Source organism: Mediterranea sp. ET5 (genome assembly GCF_023337025.1).
Classification (GTDB): Bacteria; Bacteroidota; Bacteroidia; order Bacteroidales; family Bacteroidaceae; genus Phocaeicola_A.
In genome coordinates this window covers 15,140-35,683 of record NZ_JAMBLN010000020.1, presented here as the reverse complement: position 1 = coordinate 35,683, position 20,544 = coordinate 15,140, and the positions used below count along the sequence as shown (strand labels likewise).

Below are 20,544 nucleotides of genomic sequence, written 5' to 3'. Positions count from 1 at the left end.
TCATATTTTGACGCGAATAGCTTGCTTATTCACGTCAGAGCCTTACCTTTGCACGGTAATGATACGCTTATGAGACCTATTTATATTTGGCAATATCCAACATGGCCTGCATTTACGTGGGATGACTCTGCGCTGATTAGTCTCCTTGCAGACGTCCGTAACCTCGAAGGAAAAATACAGGGGATGATGGGCAGTCTGGGCTTTGATGTCCAAAGCAAGGCTTCACTGGATGTCATGACGGAGGACATCGTGCGTTCCAGTGAGATAGAAGGTGTCATACTGAATTCCGACAGAGTGCGTTCGTCCATTGCGGAGCATTTAGGGGTTGAGACGGTCGGACTTCCTCGTCCGGACCATTATACGGAAGGCATTGTGCAAGTCATGCTGGATGCCGTCAGAAACAGCTGTCAGCCCCTGAGTCACGAGCGTTTATTCAATTGGCATGCAGCTATCTTCCCGATGGGACGGAGCGGCATGTATCCCATTACGGTCGGAGCCTATCGGACCGGAAGTGAACCGATGCAAGTTGTATCCGGAGCAATGGGAAAGGAGAGGGTGCATTATGAGGCACCGCCTTCAGATGCCGTGCCCGGCATGATGGATGAGTTCTTGGATTGGGTGAACAGGGACGGCGATGCCATGGACCCGATCCTGAAAGCTGCCGTAGCCCACTTGTGGTTTGTGGCGATTCATCCGTTTGATGACGGGAACGGACGTCTGACACGGACGATTACAGATATGTTGTTGGCGAGAGCTGATGGTTTTCCGCTCAGGTTTTACAGCATGTCGGCTGAGATTCTCCGCGAACGGAAATCCTACTATGAAGCTTTGGAACGCACGACCCAGGGTTCGACTGAGATAACGGGATGGCTCATGTGGTTTCTGCAGACCATCCGAAAGGCGCTCCTTCATGCGGAAATGACTATACGGAAGGTTGTCTGCAAGGCACAGTTCTGGCAACGGCATAAGGATATTCTCATGAATGAACGGCAGGTGAAGATGGTCAACCTCCTTTGGGAAGGGTTTGAGGGGAAGCTTACCACTTCCAAGTGGGCGAAAATAACCAAGGCTTCACAGGCTACTGCTCTCAGAGACATCACGGACCTCATTGCGAAAGGTATCTTGATATCTGCTGAAGACGGCGGACGGAGTACGAACTATCGTTTGAACCCAAGTCTAATGTGATTTGGGTTGGAGGAAGACTGATTTCTTCTCGTTCCGTCCTCTCCTCCTTTCGGGGTATCCGTCTTCCCGTCAGTGAAGAAAAGAAAGACACGGAAGCGCAGGCTGCTTTGAAAGGCTGTGCTTCCGTGTCTTTTTGTAGGGACCTGTCCTGGAGGACGGGTGCTCCGGCTCACTTCATGACGACCCCGATGTTCTTCTTGCCGTCCATCTTGACCACCAGCGGACGGTCGAAGTGGATGTGGCGGAGGAACTTCGTCTCGTGCACTGCGGGCAGTGAGTCGAGGTATGCCTGGTCGTAGATGCCGTCGTTGCGGTAGGCATTGACGGTGAAGTAGCCCACGCCGAAGGATGTCAGGTTCTGGAAGAAGTGCGTCCCCTGGCTGGGGTCGACGCGGTAGTTCGTCAGACCTGCCTCGACAATGACGCGCGCTGCCGAGATGTGCGGCCACTTCACGGGGATGCCCAGCCACGTGTCGCTGCTTCCCCAACGGCCGGGGCCCACGAGGATGTAGTTCTTCCCTTCGCGCAGGAACTCCGCGTTCAGCTTCTCGATGTCGTAGGCGATGAGCTGGTTGTTGGATGCCGAATAGCCGTCGGTCTTCACATAGACCAGGTCCTGCATCTCGTCCATGATGCCGTGCCCCAGCGAGTTGTTCGAACGGATGATGACGTCCTCGTCGGGGATGGTGGAGAGGTCCTCTTCCAGCATCTTCTTGCAGTCGACGATGGGGCGTATCTGCAACAGGTAGAATGTGCCCGTGCGGTCGTCGTTCAGGTTGGCAGCGAACTCGATTTCCACCGGACGGCGCATCTCGCCCTGACCGTACTGCTGTGCCAGACGCAGGATGTCTGCCAGTGGGAACACGTCGTGCTGTAACACGTTGGCGAAGGTGATGACCTTGCGTCCGCCCGGATAGATGCCGTCGCGGATAACCATGTCATACGGGTCGTAGGTCGACGCGATGTAGGTGAGCGCACCGTCCGCTTCCGCCTCCTTGACGGGCAGCTTGAGGATGTTGAACCCGTCGTCGACCGAGAAGTTCTCGCCGATGTTCTTCGTGTCGAGGGCGTAGAACTGCGTCTGTGTCTCCCGCAGGGCAAGTTCCAGTTCGCTCGTCTGAAGCACCTTGTTGGGATGGTAAGGACAGACGCGCAGGGTCAGTCCGCCGTCGACGATGTACTTGCCCAGTCCCAGTGCGAGGCTGACCACGCCCTCTTCCGCCTTTTCCTCCCCGATGGGGTAATAGTTGAGCGAACGCGCCACGCCCGAGAGCGTCGGGTAGTAGCGGTCGCCGTGCTGTGTGCCCACCACCTCCTGGAGGATGACTGCCATCTTCTCCTGGTCGATGACGTTGCTCGTCGCCTGCATGTACGCCTTGCTGTCCTTGTAGTAGACTGACGCGTACACACCCTTGATGGCGTCGCTCAGCATGCGCAGCATCTCGTACTTGTCGTCCAGGTAGGGTATCATGTAGGTGGAGTAGATGCCTGCAAACGGCTGGTAGTGCGAGTCCTCGAGCAGGCTCGACGAGCGTATGGCAATGGGCGCCTTCACCGCCTCGAAGAACGCGAAGAAGTCGTCGATGAGCCGGTCGGGCAGCTTGGCACGCAGGAAGTGGCGCAGGATGACCTCGTCGGGCACGTCGCTCAGCGCGAGCTGGTACAGGTTGTTCGTGTCCATGAACTCGTCGAAGAGGTCGGTGCAGAGGACCACGGTCTTGGGGATGGTCACCGTGGCATTCTCGAACGACTCGAACTCCACGTGACGCTTCACGAGATTGTCGATGAATGCCAGTCCGCGTCCCTTGCCGCCCAGCGAGCCTTCTCCGATGCGGGCGAAGTTGGAGTAGCTGTCGAAGCGTTCCTTGATGAACTCCGCCACGACGCCCCGGTTCTTCATCCGGCGGTACTTGACGATGGCGTCGAATATGATTTGCCGGTGGGCGTCGATGTCCTCGTAGGAGTCGCAGGTGATGCTCTTCAGGAACTCCGCCACGGGGAACATGGCGCGTGAGTAGAGCCAGCGCGAGATGTGGTTGCGCGTGATGTGGTAGTAGAGCGATTCGCGAGGGATGGTGAAGATGATGTTCTGCAACTCTTTCAGGTTGTGCACGCGGGCTATCTCCTTCATCGTCGCGGGGTCCCGGAAGATGAAGTCGCCGAAGCCGAAGTTCTGTGAGACGGCGTCGCGCAGGTCGACCCCCATCTTCTTGGAGTTCTTGTCGACGAAGCTTGCCCCGAAGAGGTGGGCTACGTCACGGTTCGCCGTCTCCGACGACTCCATGATGAGCGGCATGTACGGGTCGCGGGCACGTATCTCGCCCAGCAGACGGGCGCCTGCCTGAGGGTCCTTCTCTCCCTCACGGGGGAAGGAGGCATCGGAGATGACCCCGAGGATGTTGTCCTGGTATTGCTCGTAGAGGGTCATTGCCTCCTCGTAGGTGCGTGCCAGCACGATTTTCGGACGTCCGCGCATACGCAGCGTCCGCTGGTGGCCGTTGAGTGCCTCGGTGGCGAACTCCTTGCTCTGCTCCAGCACGAAGCGGTAGAGGTTGGGCAGCACGGACGAGTAGAAGCGGATGGAGTCCTCCACCACGAGAATCATCTGTACTCCGACCTCCTTGACGTCGTGTGCCAGGTTCATCTTGTCCTCGATGAGCTTGATGATGGAGAGCAGCAGGTCGGTATTGCCCAGCCAGCAGAAGACATACTCGAAGATGCTCAGGTCCTCATGTTCCATGCGGGCGGTAATGCCGTGTGAGAACGGGGTGAGCACGACGAGCGGGATGTACGGGTAACGCTTCTTGATGCTGTGGGCAATGTCGAACGCGTCGCTGTTGTCGCTGCCCGGCATGCAGATGACCAGGTCGTAGCCCATCTTGTCGAGCCGCTGCCACGCCTCCTCCATGGTCGACACCTGTGTGAAGCGCGGCGGGTAGCGGAGGCTCAAGTTCATGTACTCGTTGAACACCTTCTCGTCGATGCGTCCGTCGTCTTCGAGCATGAACGCGTCGTAGGGGTTGGCTACCAACAGGATGTTATAGATGCGCTTCGTCATCAGGTCGACGAACGAAGTGTCCTTGAAGTAGAGTTGGTTCAGCCGCTGTTTGAGTTTGTTTATCATTCGTCGGTGGTGTTAAGCAGTTTGTAAAGCTCGTCGAGCTTCGGTGCCATGATGATTTCGGTGCGGCGGTTGCGTGCACGTCCTTCGGCGGTCTCGTTGTCGGCGACGGGCATGTGCTCGCCCCGTCCGCAGGGCAGAATCTGCAGGGGGTTGACCTCATACTCTTCGGTCAGGATGCGGACGACGGATGTGGCACGGACGACACTCAGGTCCCAGTTGTCCTTGAACTGTGTGGTGTGAATGGGCTTGCTGTCGGTGTGCCCCTCGATGTAGACGTCGATGTTCGTCTGCTGGTTGAGCACGTTGGCGAGCTTGGCGAGTGCCTCCTTGCCGCGCTTGTCCACCCGGGCGCTGCCCGACTCGAAGAGCAGCTTGTCGCTCATCGCCACGTATACCTTGCCGTTCTCTTCGCGGACGGTCAGTTCGTCGCTGTTGAAGCCCAGCAGGGCATCCTTCACGCTGTTCAGCAGCGCCTGTACCTTCTCCTGTTGGGCGTTAATCATGCTTTGCAGCTCGTTGATGGTATTCTCGCGTTCGGCGAGCTGCTCCATCTTCTTGTTGAGCATGGCGGTGAGCTTCTCTTGCGAATCAACGTTGCCGGCAAGCATCTGCTGGTAGGCACGGAGGCTGTTCCCCAGTCGGGTGGTGTCCTGCACCAGGCGCGTCACCTGGTCAGACAGACGGCTGATGTCCGTCCGGGCAAGGTTCAACTCACTGCCCAGCCGGTCGGCACGTGCCAAGGCCTCCAGCCGTCCGTTCTCGGCAAGCATGTATTTCTCTTTTGTCACACAGGAAGACACGGACAGCAGGAGCGCTGCCGCAGCCAATGGTAATAGAATCGGTTTCATGGATGTGATGGATTGGTTCTGACGGCGAAAATAATCAACTTCCGTCTTTTCCACAAAGGATCAGCTTGTGAATGTTGTGCCCGGTTGAACGTACAAGCACGGGATACAGGGACCAAAGTATAATACTTTGCCTGCCTAAGTATTATACTTAGACCCCCTAAGTATTATACTTTGGTTCATTAAGGGCAGGCTTGTCGCTCGCTGAAGGCAAGTGCCCGGTTTGTCAGGCACTTGTCTATTCCTGCGTCATCGCCCGGCAGTCGGGCAAGATGGTTACGGCAAGGCTCAGCTGAAGGGATGGAAAATGGGCACGCGCGCCTACATGGGGTCGACGTCGTAATAGACCGTCAGTGAACGGAAACGCTCGTCGGCGAGCAGACGCTGCTGGGCGGTGAGCAGGTAGTCACGTACCTTGCTGCCGGACATGCCGAGGTCAAGCTTGATGACAATCTTTTTGATGAAGAGCAGCTGAACCCGTCCCACGGGCGGCTTGTCGGGACCGAGCACCCGTTCGCCAAAGGCGGTGCGGAGCCATGCCGCCAGGATGTTTGCCGCCTGGGCAGCCACCTCCTCCTTGCGGTGCTTGAGGTAGACGTAGATGAGGCGGCAGAAGGGCGGGTAGTGGAAGACGGTGCGCTCGCCGGTCTGCTCGTCGTACATGGCGCGGTAGTCGTTGGCGACGACCTGGCGGATGACGGGCAGCTCGGGCGACTTCGTCTGGAGAATGACCAGTCCGCGCTTGTCCCGCCGGCCGGCACGCCCTGCCACCTGCGCCATGAGCTGGAAGGCACGTTCGTGGGCACGGAAGTCGGGATAGTTGAGCATGGTGTCGGCGTTGAGGATGCCCACGACACTGACGTGGTCGAAGTCCAGTCCCTTGCTGACCATCTGCGTGCCGATGAGGATGTGGGTGCGCCCCGACTGGAAGTCGGAGATGATGCGCTCGTATGCCGAGCGGCTGCGGGTCGTGTCGAGGTCCATGCGTGCCACCTTGGCGTCGGGGAAGACGGCGCGGATGTGGTCTTCGATTTTCTCCGTGCCGAAGCCCCGGTTGACCAGCTCGACGCTGCCGCAGGCAGGACAGAGGTGCGGGACGTCATACGTGGCGCCGCAGTAGTGGCAGGTCATCTGGTTGAGTCCCTTGTGGTACGTCAGGCTGACGTCACAGTTCTTGCACTTGGGCACCCAGCCGCAGACGCGGCACTCCACCATCGGTGCAAAGCCGCGACGGTTCTGGAAGAGGATGACCTGCTCGTGCTGTTCCAAGGCGCGGCGCACCTCGGCGAGCAGGTCGGGAGAGAACGGCCCGTTCATCATCTTCTTTCGTGCCAGCTCCTTGATGTCGACGATGCGGATGTCGGGCAGCTGCATGTCCTTGTAGCGTTCGCCCAGTTGCACCAGTCCGTATTTCCCGGCGAGGGCGTTGTGATAGGTGTCGATGCTTGGCGTGGCAGTTCCCAGGAGCACCTTCGCACCGTGCATCCCGGCAAGGACAATGGCGGTGTCGCGGGCGTGGTAGCGCGGTGCCGGGTCCTGCTGCTTGTAGGTGGTCTCATGTTCCTCGTCGACGATGACCAGCCCCAGGTTGTGGAACGGGAGGAAGACCGACGAGCGGACGCCGAGGATGATGTCGTAGTGTCCTTCGGGCTTCAGCTGCTTCTGCCAGATTTCCACCCGTTCGGCATCGGGGAACTTGGAGTGATAGATACCGATGCGGTTGCCGAAGACGCGGCGCAGGCGTTCGGTAATCTGGGTGGTGAGGGCGATTTCGGGCAGGAGGTAGAGCACCTGACGCCCCGCCTCGATGGTGCGGCGGATGAGGTGGATGTAGATTTCCGTCTTGCCGCTCGACGTGACGCCGTGGAGCAGGCAGACGTTCTTTTCGCGGAAGCAGGCGGTGATGGCGTCGAAGGCTGCCTGCTGTGCCTCGTTGAGCGGATTGATGTCGATGGTGGCGGTGTGCGCCTTGTCCAGCCGCCCCACTTCATACTGGTACGTCTCGAAGATGCCCTTCTCCGTCAGTCCGGTAAAGGCGGCAGGAGTGGCGTCGGCGCGTGCCAGCAGCTCCTTCCTGCTGACCTCGCGGAGGGTAGAGGCGTTGTTGAAGAAGCCCGACAGCTCCAGGTACTTCATCAGCAGGGCGAGTTGCTTGGGGGCGCGTGCCAGTTCGTCGAACAGCGGACGGATGCGCTCCTCCGTGTCAAATCCTTTGCCGAGCTTCACCCGTGCCTCGGTCTTGGGCTTGTAGCTGCGTTTCAGCTCCTCCTTGATGTGTATCGCCCCTTTGGCAAGCAGGCTGTTGACCACCGGAAGGAGGTTGCGCCCCGGTTCGGCGTGTTTCTCCAGCTGGGTGATGCACTGTTCGGGGTCTGCCGTCAGCTGGTCGAGCACCTGTTGTTCGCGGACGGAGAGGGGGATGTCCGGCTCGTAGTCGGTGTTGAGGGTCACGATGGTCTCGCTCTCCAGCTTCATGCCCGACGGAAGTGCCGCCTTGTAGACGTCGCCGGGTGTACAGAGATAGTAAGAGGCAATCCACTCCCACAGACGGAATTGTCCCGGCAGGAGGATGGGGTGGGGGTCGAGCACCTCCACGACGTCCTTTATCTCATAGCCGGTGGGCGGGTCGCTGTGGATGCGTGCGACGAGTGCCGTGTAGAACTTCTTGCGTCCGAAGGGCACAATGACGCGGCTGCCCTCGGCGACTTGTCCTTCAAGTGCTTCGGGAAGGGAATAGGTGTAGCGGTTTGCCAGGGGCAAAGGCAGGATGACATCGACGTAAAGCATGGGCAAAAGGGAATCGTTTTTGTGAAGGGGGAAACAGGCGGACGGCATGACGGAGGACCGCTGCCGGTAGTTTGTCGGCGAGGCGGTCCCCGTCCGTTCCTATTTCTTGAGCTCGGGGTAGCTGATGCGGGTGTGGTAGACCGCCTTCAGCTTCTCCTTGAAGAGCGCCTTGATGGTGGCAATGTCCTTGAAGGTGATGGGGCATTCGCGGAAGAAGCCGTCCGCCATCTGGGAGTCGATGATTTTATCGACCAGTCCGTTGATGCTCTCCTCGGTGTACTCCTTCAGGCTGTGTGACGCCGCCTCGACGGAGTCTGCCATCATCAGGATGGCCTGTTCCCGCGTCCACGGGTTCGGTCCCGGGTAGGTGAAGATGCTCTCGTCGATGGGTTCGCCGGGATGCTCGTTCATATAAGATATGTAGAAGTACTTCGTCTTTCCGGCACCGTGGTGGGTGGTGATGAAGTCGCGTATCACCTTGGGCAGGTTGTGCTTCTCGGCGAGCTTCATGCCGTAGGTCACGTGGTTGATGACCACCTGCGCACTCTGTTCGTAGGTGAGGTTCTTGTGTGGGTTCACACCGTTCTGGTTCTCGGTGAAGAAGACCGGGTTGCCCATCTTCCCGATGTCATGGTAGAGTGCCCCCGTACGCACGAGCTGGCTCTTGGCGCCAATCTTGTTGGCAGCTTCGGCGGCAAGGTTTGCCACCTGCATGGTGTGCTGGAACGTGCCGGGCGCCACCTCGGACAGCTGTCTGAGCAGCGGATGGTTGATGTTCGACAGCTCGACGAGCGTGACGTTGGAGGTGAAGCCGAACATCTTCTCCACCACGAAGAGGAAGGGGTAGGTGAAGAGCAGCAGGACACCGTTGATGAGGAAGTTGACATACATCGCCGCGTTGAGCTTCGAGAGGTCGTTCTCCGTGATGAGTTCATAGGAGAAGTACGTCAGGCAGTAGAGCAGGGTGATGCAGAAGGCGGTGCGGAAGAGCTGCGAGCGTTGCGACAGTTCGCGCAGGCTGTGGATGGCGGTCAGTCCCGCTACGGTCTGCAGCAGGAGGAACTCATAGGGATAGCGCAGGACGATGGAGCACATCAGGATGCTCACCATGTGTGCCATGAAGGCGGTACGTGAGTCCATGAACACACGGATGGTGATGGGGAGCAGTGCGATGGGGAGGATATAGACGCTCAGGAGGTTGTACTCCATCATCAGCGAGGTGAGGATGGGGAAGAGCGACACGAGGGAGATGAGCAGCAGCAGGCTGCGCCGGTTGGCGAAGTAGTCCCGGCGGAACAGTTCCAGGAAGATGAAGAGGGCGCCCATGAAGATGCCCACGAAGAGGAACTGCCCCAGCCAGATGAGCCGTTGCTGGCTCGTCGTGTCGCTGCGCTTGAGCGACTCCTTCTCGTAGGAGAGCAGCTTGTTGTAGATGTCATCGGTCACAATCTCGCCGCGGTCCACGATTTTCTCCTCGCGGAGCACCATGCCCTGTGCGGCGGAGATGCTGCCCAGGAGTTCCTGCCGGGCGGTCTCGGACTTCTCCTCGTCGTAGGTGAGGTTGGGGACAATGTAGTCGTTGAGGTTGCACTGCTGGAGGACGGACTTGTTGTAGCGCAGTGTGTCGGCGTTGATAAGGTACTCATACGCCGCCTTGACGGTGAGGAGCCTGTCAGCCTCCATGACACGTGCCAGGTTCTTCTCGACCAGTTGCACCTGACTGACCTGCATCTCGGCGAGTCGCGACGCGTCGGCGTTGGAGATGACTCCGTGCTGGTAGATGTCCCGGAGTGTGCGCTCGATGTGGCGCAGGTAGGCGGTGGTGGGCAGGCGGAAGGCGTAGCCGTTGTTGGAGTTCAGCTTCAGCAGCTGCTGGTCGGCCACCGACGCATCCAGGTCAAAGTAGGGCTGGAGCTGGCGCAGCACGCTGTCCTCCTCCTGCTTCACGCGCGCTTCATCCTTGTAGATGGGGAAGTCGAACGTTGCCACCAGTTGCCCGTATCGCCAGGGCTTCCCTTTGTCGAACTGGTAGTTGAACCGCCCGTCGCTTGGCATAAATGACACGATGAGGACGACGGCGGCAAGGTAGACAATGCACTTGTAGAGGATATCCTTGTACGAAGAGGTCTTTAGTTGCATACTTGATAAGTTGTAGGTTAGTAGGCGCGAATATAGACAAAAAGTCGTACACGGTGAAGGATGAGGCGCAGAGAATGAAGAAATCTCTAGTAGAAAGTCCTTCTTGTCCGGTCTGCTCCCGATAGACCTTGCATTTTTGAATGCCTCATGAATGACAGGGACGAAAGGAAGGGAAGAATGATAAAAAGTCGGCGGCTTCTTTGGCTATGAATCAGATTCAGCGTACTTTTGCACGAAACCTTAACAACAAACAAATAAACGAATCATATGGAAGAGCAAAAACCAGAAGCTAAGAAGAGTGGGTACATCATTTGCCGTGTATGTGGTTATATTGACACAGCCGATAAGATTGACCAGGTATGCCCCGCCTGCGGTTATCCGAAGACCGTATGGATGGAATACAAACCCCGCCGGATCAATGAAACCCGCCGCAAGTTGCTCGACTTGCACATTCACCCCATTGCCGTACACTTCCCCATCGTCGGCAGCGTCATGACCTTTGTCCTGCCCGTGGTGGCACTGATTGTTCCTTTCCTGACCTTCCTGCCCGACACGTTCGACGACCGTCTGTACGACGCGACCTGGATGATCAGTCTGGTCCTGCCGTTGCTGTCCATCCTGGGCGCCGTGACCGGCTATGTCGGCGGCAAGCTGCGCTACAAGACCGTGAAGGCACCCATCCTGAAGCAGAAGATCGTGTTGAGTGTCCTCTACTTCATCGTGACCCTCCTCCAGTGCTACGTCGCCTACGCCTACGGGGTGAGCAGCGGCAATGCCCTGCTGGTGGTGCTCCTGGGTGTGGCATCCAGTGTGCTCGCCAGTGTGCTGGGCAAGATGGGTTCCCACCTGTTTGCCGGAAAATTCGGGCCGTACGTCGCCGGCTGACCGGTCCGTCCTTCAACTTGAACTGATTGCGCCCCGCTCTGCTCCCTGCACGGCGGGGCTTTTTCGTCCGCTGCTACTACCCTTCTTCCAAAAAAATGTCGTACTTTTGCCGCATTAATTACATAATACTTATAGCATGGCAGAAAGAAAAGTAAGAGTGCGCTTCGCTCCCAGTCCTACGGGGGCGTTGCATATCGGAGGTGTCCGAACCGCATTATACAACTATTTGTTCGCCCGTCAACACGGGGGCGACCTCATCTTCCGCATTGAAGACACTGACTCCAACCGCTTTGTTCCCGGGGCGGAGGACTATATCATCGAATCATTCAAGTGGCTCGGCATCCAGTTTGACGAGGGCGTCAGCTTCGGTGGAAGCCACGGACCGTACCGCCAGTCGGAGCGCCGGGACATCTACAAGAAATACGTGCAGCAGCTGCTCGACGCAGGCAAGGCTTACATCGCCTTTGACACGCCTGCCGAACTGGAAGCCAAGCGCGCCGAGATCCCCAATTTCCAATACGACGCCCACACCCGTGGCACGATGCGCAACTCCCTGACCCTGCCCAAGGAGGAAGTGGACCGACTCATCGCCGAAGGGCAGCAGTACGTCGTCCGCTTCAAGATTGAGCCGAATGAGGACGTGCACGTCAACGACCTCATCCGCGGCGACGTGGTCATCAACTCCTCAATCCTCGACGACAAGGTGCTTTACAAGTCTGCCGACGAGCTGCCTACCTACCACCTGGCGAACATTGTCGACGACCACCTGATGGAGGTCACCCACGTCATCCGCGGAGAAGAGTGGCTGCCGTCCGCCCCGCTCCACGTCCTGCTCTACCGTGCCTTCGGCTGGGCAGACACCATGCCCGAGTTCGCCCACCTGCCGCTTCTGCTGAAACCTGACGGCAAGGGCAAGCTCAGCAAGCGCGACGGAGACCGCCTTGGCTTCCCCGTCTTCCCGCTCGAGTGGCACGACCCCAAGACCGGCGAAGTATCCTCGGGCTACCGTGAGTCCGGATACCTGCCCGAAGCTGTCCTCAACTTCCTCGCCCTGCTGGGCTGGAACCCCGGCAATGACCAGGAGCTGATGACGCTCGACGAGATGGTGCAGCTCTTCGACATCCGCCGTTGCAGCAAGGCTGGCGCCCGGTTCGACTACGTCAAGGGAATCTGGTTCAACCACGAGTACATCCTGAAGATGAGCGATGAGAAAGTGGCGGAACAGTTCATGCCCATCCTCCGCGAGCACGGTATCGACGCCCCGATGGACAAGGTGGTCACAATCGTCGGCATGATGAAGGGCCGCGTCAACTTCGTCAAGGAACTGTGGGAGACCTGCAAGTTCTTCTTCGTAGCCCCGACGGAATACGACCCCAAGACCGTGCAGAAACGCTGGAAGGAGGATTCCGCCGAGATGATGACCCGTCTTGCCGACCTGCTGGAGAGCCTCGACGACTTCTCGCTGGAACACCAGGAACAGGTGGTCATGAAGTGGATTGAAGACAACGGCTATCACACGGGCAACATCATGAACGCCTTCCGGCTCACGCTCGTGGGCGAAGGCAAGGGTCCCCACATGTTCGACATCTCTTCCGTGCTGGGCAAGGAGGAGACCATCGCCCGCATGCGCCGCGCCATTGAAGTCCTGAAATAACCGTCCGCGCCCATGTATAGTTTCGTTATCTGCATCTATCTGATGGCTGTCAAGCTGGTGTCGCTCTTTAACAAGAAGGTGCGGCTCATGGTGCGCGGCCACGCACAGGTCTTCCGGATACTCCGTGAGCACATTGAGCCGGATGCGCAATACATCTGGTTCCATGCCGCCTCGCTGGGAGAGTTCGAGCAGGGACGTCCGCTCATGGAACGCATCCGGCGCGACCATCCGGAGTATAAGATTCTGCTCACCTTCTTTTCCCCCTCGGGGTATGAGGTGCGCAAGAACTATGCCGGGGCCGATGTCATCTGCTACCTGCCCTTTGACACGCCGCGCAACGTCCGCCGGTTCCTGAAGCTGGCACATCCCTGCATGGCGTTCTTCATCAAGTACGAATTCTGGCAGAACTACCTCAAGGGGCTGCAGCGCCGCGGTGTCCCCACCTACAGCGTGTCGTCCATCTTCCGCAAGAACCAGGTGTTCTTTCGCTGGTACGGCGGACGGTACTATAAGGTACTGACGCGCTTCACCCATCTCTTCGTGCAGAACGAAGTGTCCAGGGAGCTTCTTGCCACACTCGGCATCCACAACGTGACCGTCGTGGGCGACACGCGCTTTGACCGCGTTATCGAGATTTTCGAGCAGGCGAAGCAGCTTCCCCTCGTCGAGGCGTTCAAGCAGGGGCGTCCCGTGCTCGTTGCCGGCAGTTCGTGGCAACCCGATGAGGATATCTTCATCCCCTACTTCAACGCGCATCCGGAGATGAAGCTCATCATCGCTCCGCACGTCATCGGGGAGAGTCACCTCACGGAGATTATTGGGAAGCTCCGCCGTCCCTGCGTCCGCTACACCCAGGCAACGCCCGAGACGGCTGCCGCTGCCGACTGCCTGATTGTCGACTGCTTCGGCCTGTTGTCGTCCATCTACCGTTACGGTGAGATGGCATACGTGGGCGGCGGTTTCGGCGTGGGCATCCACAATGTGCTGGAGGCGGCAGTCTACGGTGTCCCCGTCCTGTTCGGTCCGAACAACCAACGCTTCCAGGAGGCGCGTCAGCTGCTTGCCACAGGAGGCAGCTTTGAGGTCACCGACGCCGCGTCGTTCGGCAGCCGGATGGACCGCTTCCTGACCGACGCCGCCTACCTGTCTGACTGCGGCAAGCGTTCGGGCGAGTACGTGCACGGTCGTGCCGGGGCGTCCGACAAGGTGCTGCAGGCGGTCGGGCTGTAAGCAGCCGGTGCCCGGTTCACCTTATATATAAGGTATAGCAAGCGCGGATGATGTCGATGTGAGAATCGGCATCATCCGCGCTTTGTTTGTTTCAGGAGGCGGCAGGGGCCGCCACGTGTTTCCCCGTTCCCGGATACACGGCCGGGAGAACTGTCCCTTAGGCTTTCCTCCGTCTCTTTTTCCACCACAAGAGGTATCCCGTCACGGGAAGGCTGGCACCGACGAGCGATGCCAGACACATCAGCATCTTGCCCCATATACCCCAGATACGGCCCTCGTGAATGTCGAGGTTCATGCGCATCATCTTGTCGGCGGGGGAGGCGTCGGTGTATCTGCCTGCCCACGGGCCGGTGCCTTGCAGCTCGCGGAGGGTGTACCGGTCGAAGAAGCGGTTGTCCTGCTTGTAGTAGCTGCCCCGTTCGTGGACGATGCTCACGCGGTAGACCCCGGACGCGGTTTGCGGCAGCGCGTAGTAGAACTGCACGGCACCGGGCTCCTCCGCTTTCAGGCGGGCGTGCAGGAGGTCGATGGAGGGGGTGTCCGTCCCGGCGTTCGTGCTGTCGGACGAAGGCAGGCTGTAACCCTGCATGACCTGTCCGCCCGACACCAGGCGATAGAGCCCTCCGGAGAACCATGATAGTCCGAAGAGCAGTCCCGTCAGGCAGAGGACGAGCAGGGGCAGCGTGGCATAAAAGCCCAGCACGTTGTGCAGGTCAAGGCGGAAACGGGCGGCTCGCAGCGGGCGGTGGAAGGTGAAGTGGCTCTGCACCGCCTTCCGGTTCCAACGTTTCGGCCAGGAGACGACCAGCCCCGTGACCAGTGCCAGGAAGAAGACGAGGACGGCATAGGACACCAACGGACCGCCGATGGAGCGCGGCAGCCAGAGGTTACGGTGACCGTCGAGCAGGAAGGCGAAGAAACCGGCATCGCCCGGCTCGCGCCGGATGACCTTCAGGACTTCTCCCGTGTAGGGGTCGACGTAGGTCGTTGTCGTGCCTTGTGGGGTATAGGCGTCGAGCCGTGCCGCTTCGCCGGCAGCGCCCAGCGTGAGGGCGGAAGCCTCGTCCGCAGCCTTCAGCAACGCCGAAGGGGGAAGCATTTCCGCGTCGCGGACGGGCACCCGACGCCAAGGCTCGCACACTGCCTCCACTTCGTCCCTGAACACATAGAGACTGCCCGTGAGGCACACGACCATCACGATGAGGCCCGACACGAGTCCGAGCCAGCGGTGCAGAAGGCTGAATAGTCTCTTCATGGTCAGCAGGCGGTCAGTCGAGGCGGAAGAGTCCGCCTACGAAGGTGGCTGAAATCTTGGCGCCACGCACCGCCTTTCCCGTGGCAATCTCCGTGCGGTAGATGTACACGCCGTCCGCGGTGGCTATCGGGGCATAGACGTAGCCTCCTTCCGCGTAGGCGACGAAGCGGCGTCCGCCCTGTCCGCTGTGCAGCGGGATTTCCTGGATGACGGTGTGGCTCTTCTTGTTCAGGTCGATGAGTACGCTCAGGTCCTCGGCATCGCTCCAGGCGCCTGCCTGCTGGTTGGTCGACACCTCGGCATACACCTTGCCGTCGCCGACGTAGAGCCAGTGGGCGACCTTGTAGCCCGTCAGTGCCTCGTAGTCGAAGAAGTAGTCGTCGGCAAACTGTGTGTCGCCCGCCTTGATTTTCAGGAAGCCGGACTTGCCGTTGCTCTGTGAGAACCCGTTCGTCAGGCTCGTGTTCGACATGGCGATGACGTCGCCCTGCTCGTCCTTCTGAAAGCCGTTAAAGGCGTTCCAGCTGCCGATGTTTCCCAGTCGCGTGTCCTTGATGAGCGTCTTGAAGCGGAAGTCCGGATAGCTGTACACCGCCACGTAGGCCGTGTCCACCGCCGGGGTGGCGAACGTGTTCGGGTTCATGGGGACGTAGCTCACGTAGAGGTTCCCTCCTGCATACGTCATGCCGGTGACCGACGGCCAGTCAACTGCGTCCAGCGGCGCCACGGGAGTGGTGGTGACGCGGCTCTCCAGCTCCAGGGTACGGATGTTGACCGTGTAGAACGTCAGGTTCTGACCCTTGCCTGGTGACTTGGGCAGTTCCAGTGCCGCCATCTTCTCCCCGTCCACCTGACAGAAGCCGATGGGCGTGTTGTCGAATACGAAATCGCCCGTCTCCTGCAGGTAGCCCTCGGCATCCCGTTGGATGCCCGTGGCGCTGGTCACACCCAGTCCGCCGATGGAGAAGACCGTCTGCTCCGCCTGCTGGTAGTCGCGGTAGCCGTTCTGCTCGATGCCCTTGCTGTAGGCGTTGATGGGCCGCTCGCCCATGAGGTCGTCGGTGGTGACGACGTAGTAGGTGGTCGTGTTGCCCGAGGTGATGCCGAGCGAGAGTACATAGGGTTCGTTGGGGACTTCGAGGCTCCCCATGTCGTCGTCGCAAGCGGTGAAGGTTGCGGCGAGTGCCGTGCAGGCGAGTGCCCAGCCGGCTATCTGTAGTCTGAATGGTTTCATTGAGTTCATGTGTGTGGAAAGGGGGTTAGAGGTTGGACAAGTACAGGCGGAACTTCACGTTGAAGGCGCGTCCGGGCTTCTGCAGGCGGTAGTTGTCGTAGAGCTTCTCGTTGGTGAGGTTGGTACACTCCAGGCTGACGCTGTAGCGTCCGTCGTGCATCGTGTAGCTCACCGAGGCATTGTGTGCGAACTGGGTCGGGATATACTTCTTGCTCGTCGGCCGTCCCAGACCGGCAAAGCTCAGGTAGTACTTGTAGACGTAGTCGCACGAGTAGTCAATGGAGAGCGTGTTGCCGCGCGCCAGGAAGTCGCGGAAGCTGTAGCCCGCGTCGCCATTGACGAAGAAGTAGGGGATGTTCGGCATCCGCTGCCCGTACGAGACGTTCTCCGTCGAGCCTTGTTCGACGTAGCTGTCGGTGGTGCGCGCCGTCTTCTCGCGGTCGGTGATGTCCTGGTACGTCAGGCTGCCGCCCACGTGGAAGCGGTTGTCGTAGTCGTAGCGGGCGGTCGCCTCGATGCCATGAGTGACTGCCTTGCCGATGTTCTCGTAGGAGGTCGTCGGGTCGCTCGTCAGGCTGACGCCCTTGAGGATGAAGTCCTTGGTGTAGCGGTAGATGTAGTTCACCTCCGCGGTGACGCGGTGCCCCGACTCAAAGCGTTTGTCCAGTCCCACGCCGATGTTGAGATTCTTCGAGTTCTCCGGCTGCAGGTCCGGGTTGCTCTTCTGGATAAAGCCGTCGCCGAACATCTCGATGGCTTCCGGCATGCGGTATGCCTGTTCGAAGCTCACCTTTGCCTGGAGGAAGGGGAGGAAGAAGTAGGTCGCCGCCGCCCCGTAGCCGAACTGCCGCTTGCGTTCCGACACCTGCTCCCAGTGCTCGGTCTCCAGGAACTGGTCGCGCAGCTTGTGCGACGAGGAGTAGAGGGCATACATCTTGCCGAAGATGTTCATGTTCCAGCGGTCGAAGCGGAGCTGGTAACCCAGTCCGGTGATGTTCTTGGTGAGGTGCTGTGCCTGCCCGTTCATCGGGTAGTCGGGATACTCCCTGTCGTCCTGCTTGCGCCGCATGGCGGTCACGACGTGGTTGAGCGTCACGCTCTGGTGGTCGCTGATGACGTAGTTGAGGTTGGCGTTCCCCTGCCACTGGCGCTCCTGGATGAGGGCGTCGGTCAGGTAGCCTTCACCCCGGCTGGTGGCAGGGACGGACTCGCCCAGCCAGTTGTATGCCACGGCAGCGGTGTCGACATTATGCGTGTTCACCACGTTGTAGGTGCCGTAGAGGCTCAGGTCCAGTCCCGGCGTGAACAGGTTCGTCTTCTTATACCTAATTGTAGGTATGAGGCTGAAGCTGCTCGACTTCACCTTGCCATACACGGCGTCCATCGTCGCTCCCGTCTGGATGTGCTTGTCGTTCTCGGAGAGGATGACGCCCACGAGCATCTGGTCCGCCCAGGGCCTGCCCACGAGTCCGGTCTCCATCTTCAGTCCCGCCGAGTGGTAGTCGTCGTTGAAACGGCGCACCCAGCGGTCGCCCAGGTTCCGTCCCGTCGACAGGTCGACGATGGGGGCAAAGACCTTATAGTCGTTCTTGGAGTAGTTGAAGAAGGCGTTGGCACGCAGGGTGAATCCCGTCCGTGTGTTGGTGTACGCCCCGTTGACGCTCGCCTTGTGGGTGTTGAACGAACCGACGCTGTAGGTGGCGTCGAGGTAGTTGGCGTTGATGCGGGACACGATGTTCACCGCGCCTCCCAGGGCATCGGCTCCCAGATGCACGGGCAGCACGCCCTTGTAGACTTCCACGCGGTCGGCGAGGTTTGCCGAGAGGTTTGCCAGGTTGAAGCTGGAGCCGAAGTTGTCCATGGGGATACCGTCGAGGAAGAACTTCACCTGGTTGCCGGAGAAGCCGTTCATGGCGAAGGTGTAATTGCTGCCCACACCGCCGTCTTCGCGGATGCGGACGCTGGATACGGTGTTGAGAATCTTGTTCATCGGGGTGGAGGTGGCGTGGTTCGCCTTCAGGTCGACCACGGAGATGGCGTAAGCCTGTTCCTGTAGCTTGCGTGCTTTCGATTTCGCTACAATCTCGATGGCTTGCAACTCCTGGTTGCCGAACATGAGCGTGTCGGTCTGCGCCGACACGGAGAGGGAGAGGGCTGCGGCGAACGTCGCAGGAACCATCCGCTTGAATGCGTTGTCCATATTGAGTTTGTGTGTGTTGATAATCGTTCTTTTTTACGGATGCAAAGGTACAGGCGTACAGGACGGTATGAAATACCTAAAAATGGTGATTTTCTGCCCCGACCCATCGGGCAGCGAATGTAGGGGCGCCTGTTCATTTTGTCATAATGACACCGTTTCCCTGGTTTTAACATCACATTTCCCCAATTCAACGTTTTCAGGTAACGCACAAATCCGCAAATTTGTCCCAATTAGAAAAACGCGCGTTAAATATTTTAAGAGACGTCCGTCAGAACGCATCAGAATAAACATACGTTTGTATAATTACACTCTTTCTAACGCGAAAAAATTATCTTCCGCACCCATCCACACGGTCAAAAGCACCTATGATTGGCTTCGTACGGACGAACGACTACCACCGTACCGACGTGTCCGCACCGTCGTAGTCGTTCGTCCGTACGAAAACAGCCACCTGTTTTCATTTTTCAGAGCCCGGAGGGACACGATTCCGCAGGTGTGAAATTGTGCCCGTCCGTGTGAAAAGACCGACGGAAGGGAACGAAGGAAGAGAAAAAACGTGCAAAAGGGAAGGAAACGGACGGAAATGCCGTCAAGGTGCACCGGACGAATCGCCTGAGAATGCCCTTCCCGGTCATCCCTCCGTATTTTGGCGCAACGAAGGCCCTTCTCGGCGGCTTCGTTTGACACTTTGACAAAATGACAGGAGCGGACGGACGGTGCAGGGGAAAAAGGGACGGAGGGCGGCAACCGGTTGTCTGCATCCGGTCGCTCGCCCTCCGTCGGTCAATCTATGGAATGAATACCTATTGAAAGAATAATTTTAGTTGTATTTGCTATTTGATGGAACCTGTGCCGTTGGCAAAGTTCAGGTAGACCTTGTTGCCCTTGCTTCCGCTGGCAGCATACTCGGGACCCAGCTCGCTGAGGTTATCGCCCACGCCGGTGTTGGCGCGGTACACGATTTCCTTGCCGCCCTTGAGGGTGAACTCGGTGCGCCACCAGTCCTGTCCCGCCTTGACAGCTATGCGCAGCATGTCGGGACCTGCCAGGGCGGGGGAGACGAACTCGCCGTCCTTGGTCGCAGGCACCGTGAACTTCCAGGCGTCGTCGTAGCCCCACGTGCCGTTCGGGGCGGCGATGAGGTAGACCTCCGGACGGAGGAAGGTCATCGTGTAGTCGAGGTTGTCGCCCGTGGCGTTCGCCTTGGCAGTGATGCAGACGATGTACCATCCTGCCTTGCCCACCTTGATGTTGTCGGAGCCTGTCACGCCGGCTTCCGCCTCGTCCTTCAGCGTCTTGATGGCGCCGTAGCCGGTCCAGTCGCCTTCGAACTTGCCGAACTTGAACTCGCCGCCCTCGCTGAAGTAGAACATGCCCCAGAACTCGCCGGGCATTCCGGTGACGGCAACCAGCGGTTGCCAGGTGCTCCATGCCGTGCCGATGTCAGCCCCGACGAGGTACATCGCTTCGGGCAGCTCGACGGTGACGGGGATGGCAAACATCCGTACCGTGGCGTGCACGAGGTTGCCGGTCGTCTCGCCGCTGTTGTTGGCAGAGAGGCGTGCCTTCACGCGGAAGTAGACGGTGGCGTCCTTCCCGGCATAGTCGCCTTCGTTTTCAGCCTGCCAGAGCTTGACCACGGCGGCATTGAGGTCCTTGTTCTTGAGGGTGAAGCTGTGTCCCTTGTAGTCGCCGAGGGCCTGCGTCTTGCCTTCCTCAAACCGGTCGTTGAGGCAGATGTCGACGCTGTAGGTCACGGCAGCCGGGAAGCCATAGTCCGGCTGGGTGCAGCTCAGGGTGAGCTGGTTGTCGCCTTCAGCCGTGAGGACGTAGGGCGCCGTGCCCAGTTCGTCGACGGTGAAGGTCGTGGCATCCGTTCGCAGGATGGGGTTGTCGTCGCGGTCGGAGTCGCAAGCCGTGAAGAGCGGTGCGCCCAGTGTCATTGCCGCGAGCAGGGTATAAAGTGTGATGCGTTTCATTGCTTGTTGTTTTTTAGGGATTAGTAT

The 20,544-nt window shown here is 59.0% G+C and carries 12 protein-coding genes; 4 read left to right on the top strand and 8 right to left on the bottom strand.

The window, feature by feature from the left end:
* The first annotated feature begins 69 nt into the window (after positions 1-69).
* A complete protein-coding gene (locus tag M3087_RS11705) occupies positions 70-1,185 on the top strand; it encodes a Fic family protein (RefSeq protein WP_249095912.1) in 1,116 nt (371 codons plus the stop codon).
* A gap of 169 nt (positions 1,186-1,354) precedes the next feature.
* Here M3087_RS11705 and M3087_RS11700 read toward each other — a convergent pair whose 3' ends face one another.
* From M3087_RS11700 to M3087_RS11685, 4 genes are all read right to left on the bottom strand, one after another.
* On the bottom strand, positions 1,355-4,309 hold the full coding sequence (locus M3087_RS11700) for a PEP/pyruvate-binding domain-containing protein (protein ID WP_249095908.1): 2,955 nt from the start codon (positions 4,307-4,309) through the stop codon (positions 1,355-1,357).
* On the bottom strand, positions 4,306-5,157 hold the full coding sequence (locus tag M3087_RS11695) for a flagellar motor protein MotB (RefSeq protein ID WP_106625684.1): 852 nt from the start codon (positions 5,155-5,157) through the stop codon (positions 4,306-4,308). The genes M3087_RS11700 and M3087_RS11695 overlap by 4 nt, the downstream gene beginning before the upstream one ends.
* Positions 5,158-5,475: 318 nt before the next feature.
* Entirely contained in the window at positions 5,476-7,941 is a 2,466-nt protein-coding gene (gene priA / locus M3087_RS11690) for a primosomal protein N' (RefSeq protein WP_249095906.1), read from the bottom strand.
* 99 nt (positions 7,942-8,040) lie between these two features.
* Positions 8,041-10,080, bottom strand: coding sequence for an HD family phosphohydrolase (locus M3087_RS11685; protein ID WP_249095903.1), 2,040 nt, complete (start codon positions 10,078-10,080; stop codon positions 8,041-8,043).
* A 267-nt stretch (positions 10,081-10,347) separates the two neighbouring features.
* Here M3087_RS11685 and M3087_RS11680 point away from each other — a divergent pair, with 267 nt between their 5' ends.
* The 3 genes from M3087_RS11680 (at position 10,348) to M3087_RS11670 (ending at position 13,849) form a co-directional block, all read left to right on the top strand.
* Positions 10,348-10,965, top strand: a complete 618-nt coding sequence (locus M3087_RS11680; protein WP_249095900.1) for a rubredoxin-like domain-containing protein — start codon at positions 10,348-10,350, stop codon at positions 10,963-10,965.
* Positions 10,966-11,101: 136 nt separating this feature from the next.
* A complete protein-coding gene (gene gltX, locus M3087_RS11675) occupies positions 11,102-12,619 on the top strand; it encodes a glutamate--tRNA ligase (protein WP_022385075.1) in 1,518 nt (505 codons plus the stop codon).
* A gap of 12 nt (positions 12,620-12,631) precedes the next feature.
* Entirely contained in the window at positions 12,632-13,849 is a 1,218-nt protein-coding gene (locus tag M3087_RS11670; RefSeq protein ID WP_249095896.1) for a 3-deoxy-D-manno-octulosonic acid transferase, read from the top strand.
* 157 nt (positions 13,850-14,006) lie between these two features.
* Here the strand turns inward: M3087_RS11670 and M3087_RS11665 are convergent, their stop codons facing one another.
* The 4 genes from M3087_RS11665 to M3087_RS11650 all read right to left on the bottom strand — a co-directional run bounded on the left by M3087_RS11665 (position 14,007) and on the right by M3087_RS11650 (position 20,517).
* Entirely contained in the window at positions 14,007-15,104 is a 1,098-nt protein-coding gene (locus tag M3087_RS11665) for a PepSY-associated TM helix domain-containing protein (protein WP_249095893.1), read from the bottom strand.
* 13 nt (positions 15,105-15,117) lie between these two features.
* Positions 15,118-16,338, bottom strand: a complete 1,221-nt coding sequence (locus M3087_RS11660; RefSeq protein WP_369860747.1) for a DUF4374 domain-containing protein — start codon at positions 16,336-16,338, stop codon at positions 15,118-15,120.
* 25 nt (positions 16,339-16,363) lie between these two features.
* On the bottom strand, positions 16,364-18,538 hold the full coding sequence (locus M3087_RS11655) for a TonB-dependent receptor (protein WP_249095888.1): 2,175 nt from the start codon (positions 18,536-18,538) through the stop codon (positions 16,364-16,366).
* 833 nt (positions 18,539-19,371) lie between these two features.
* Positions 19,372-20,517: a SusF/SusE family outer membrane protein gene (locus M3087_RS11650; protein ID WP_249095884.1), complete on the bottom strand. Its 1,146-nt coding sequence runs from the start codon at positions 20,515-20,517 to the stop codon at positions 19,372-19,374.
* Between the last annotated feature and the right edge of the window lie 27 nt (positions 20,518-20,544).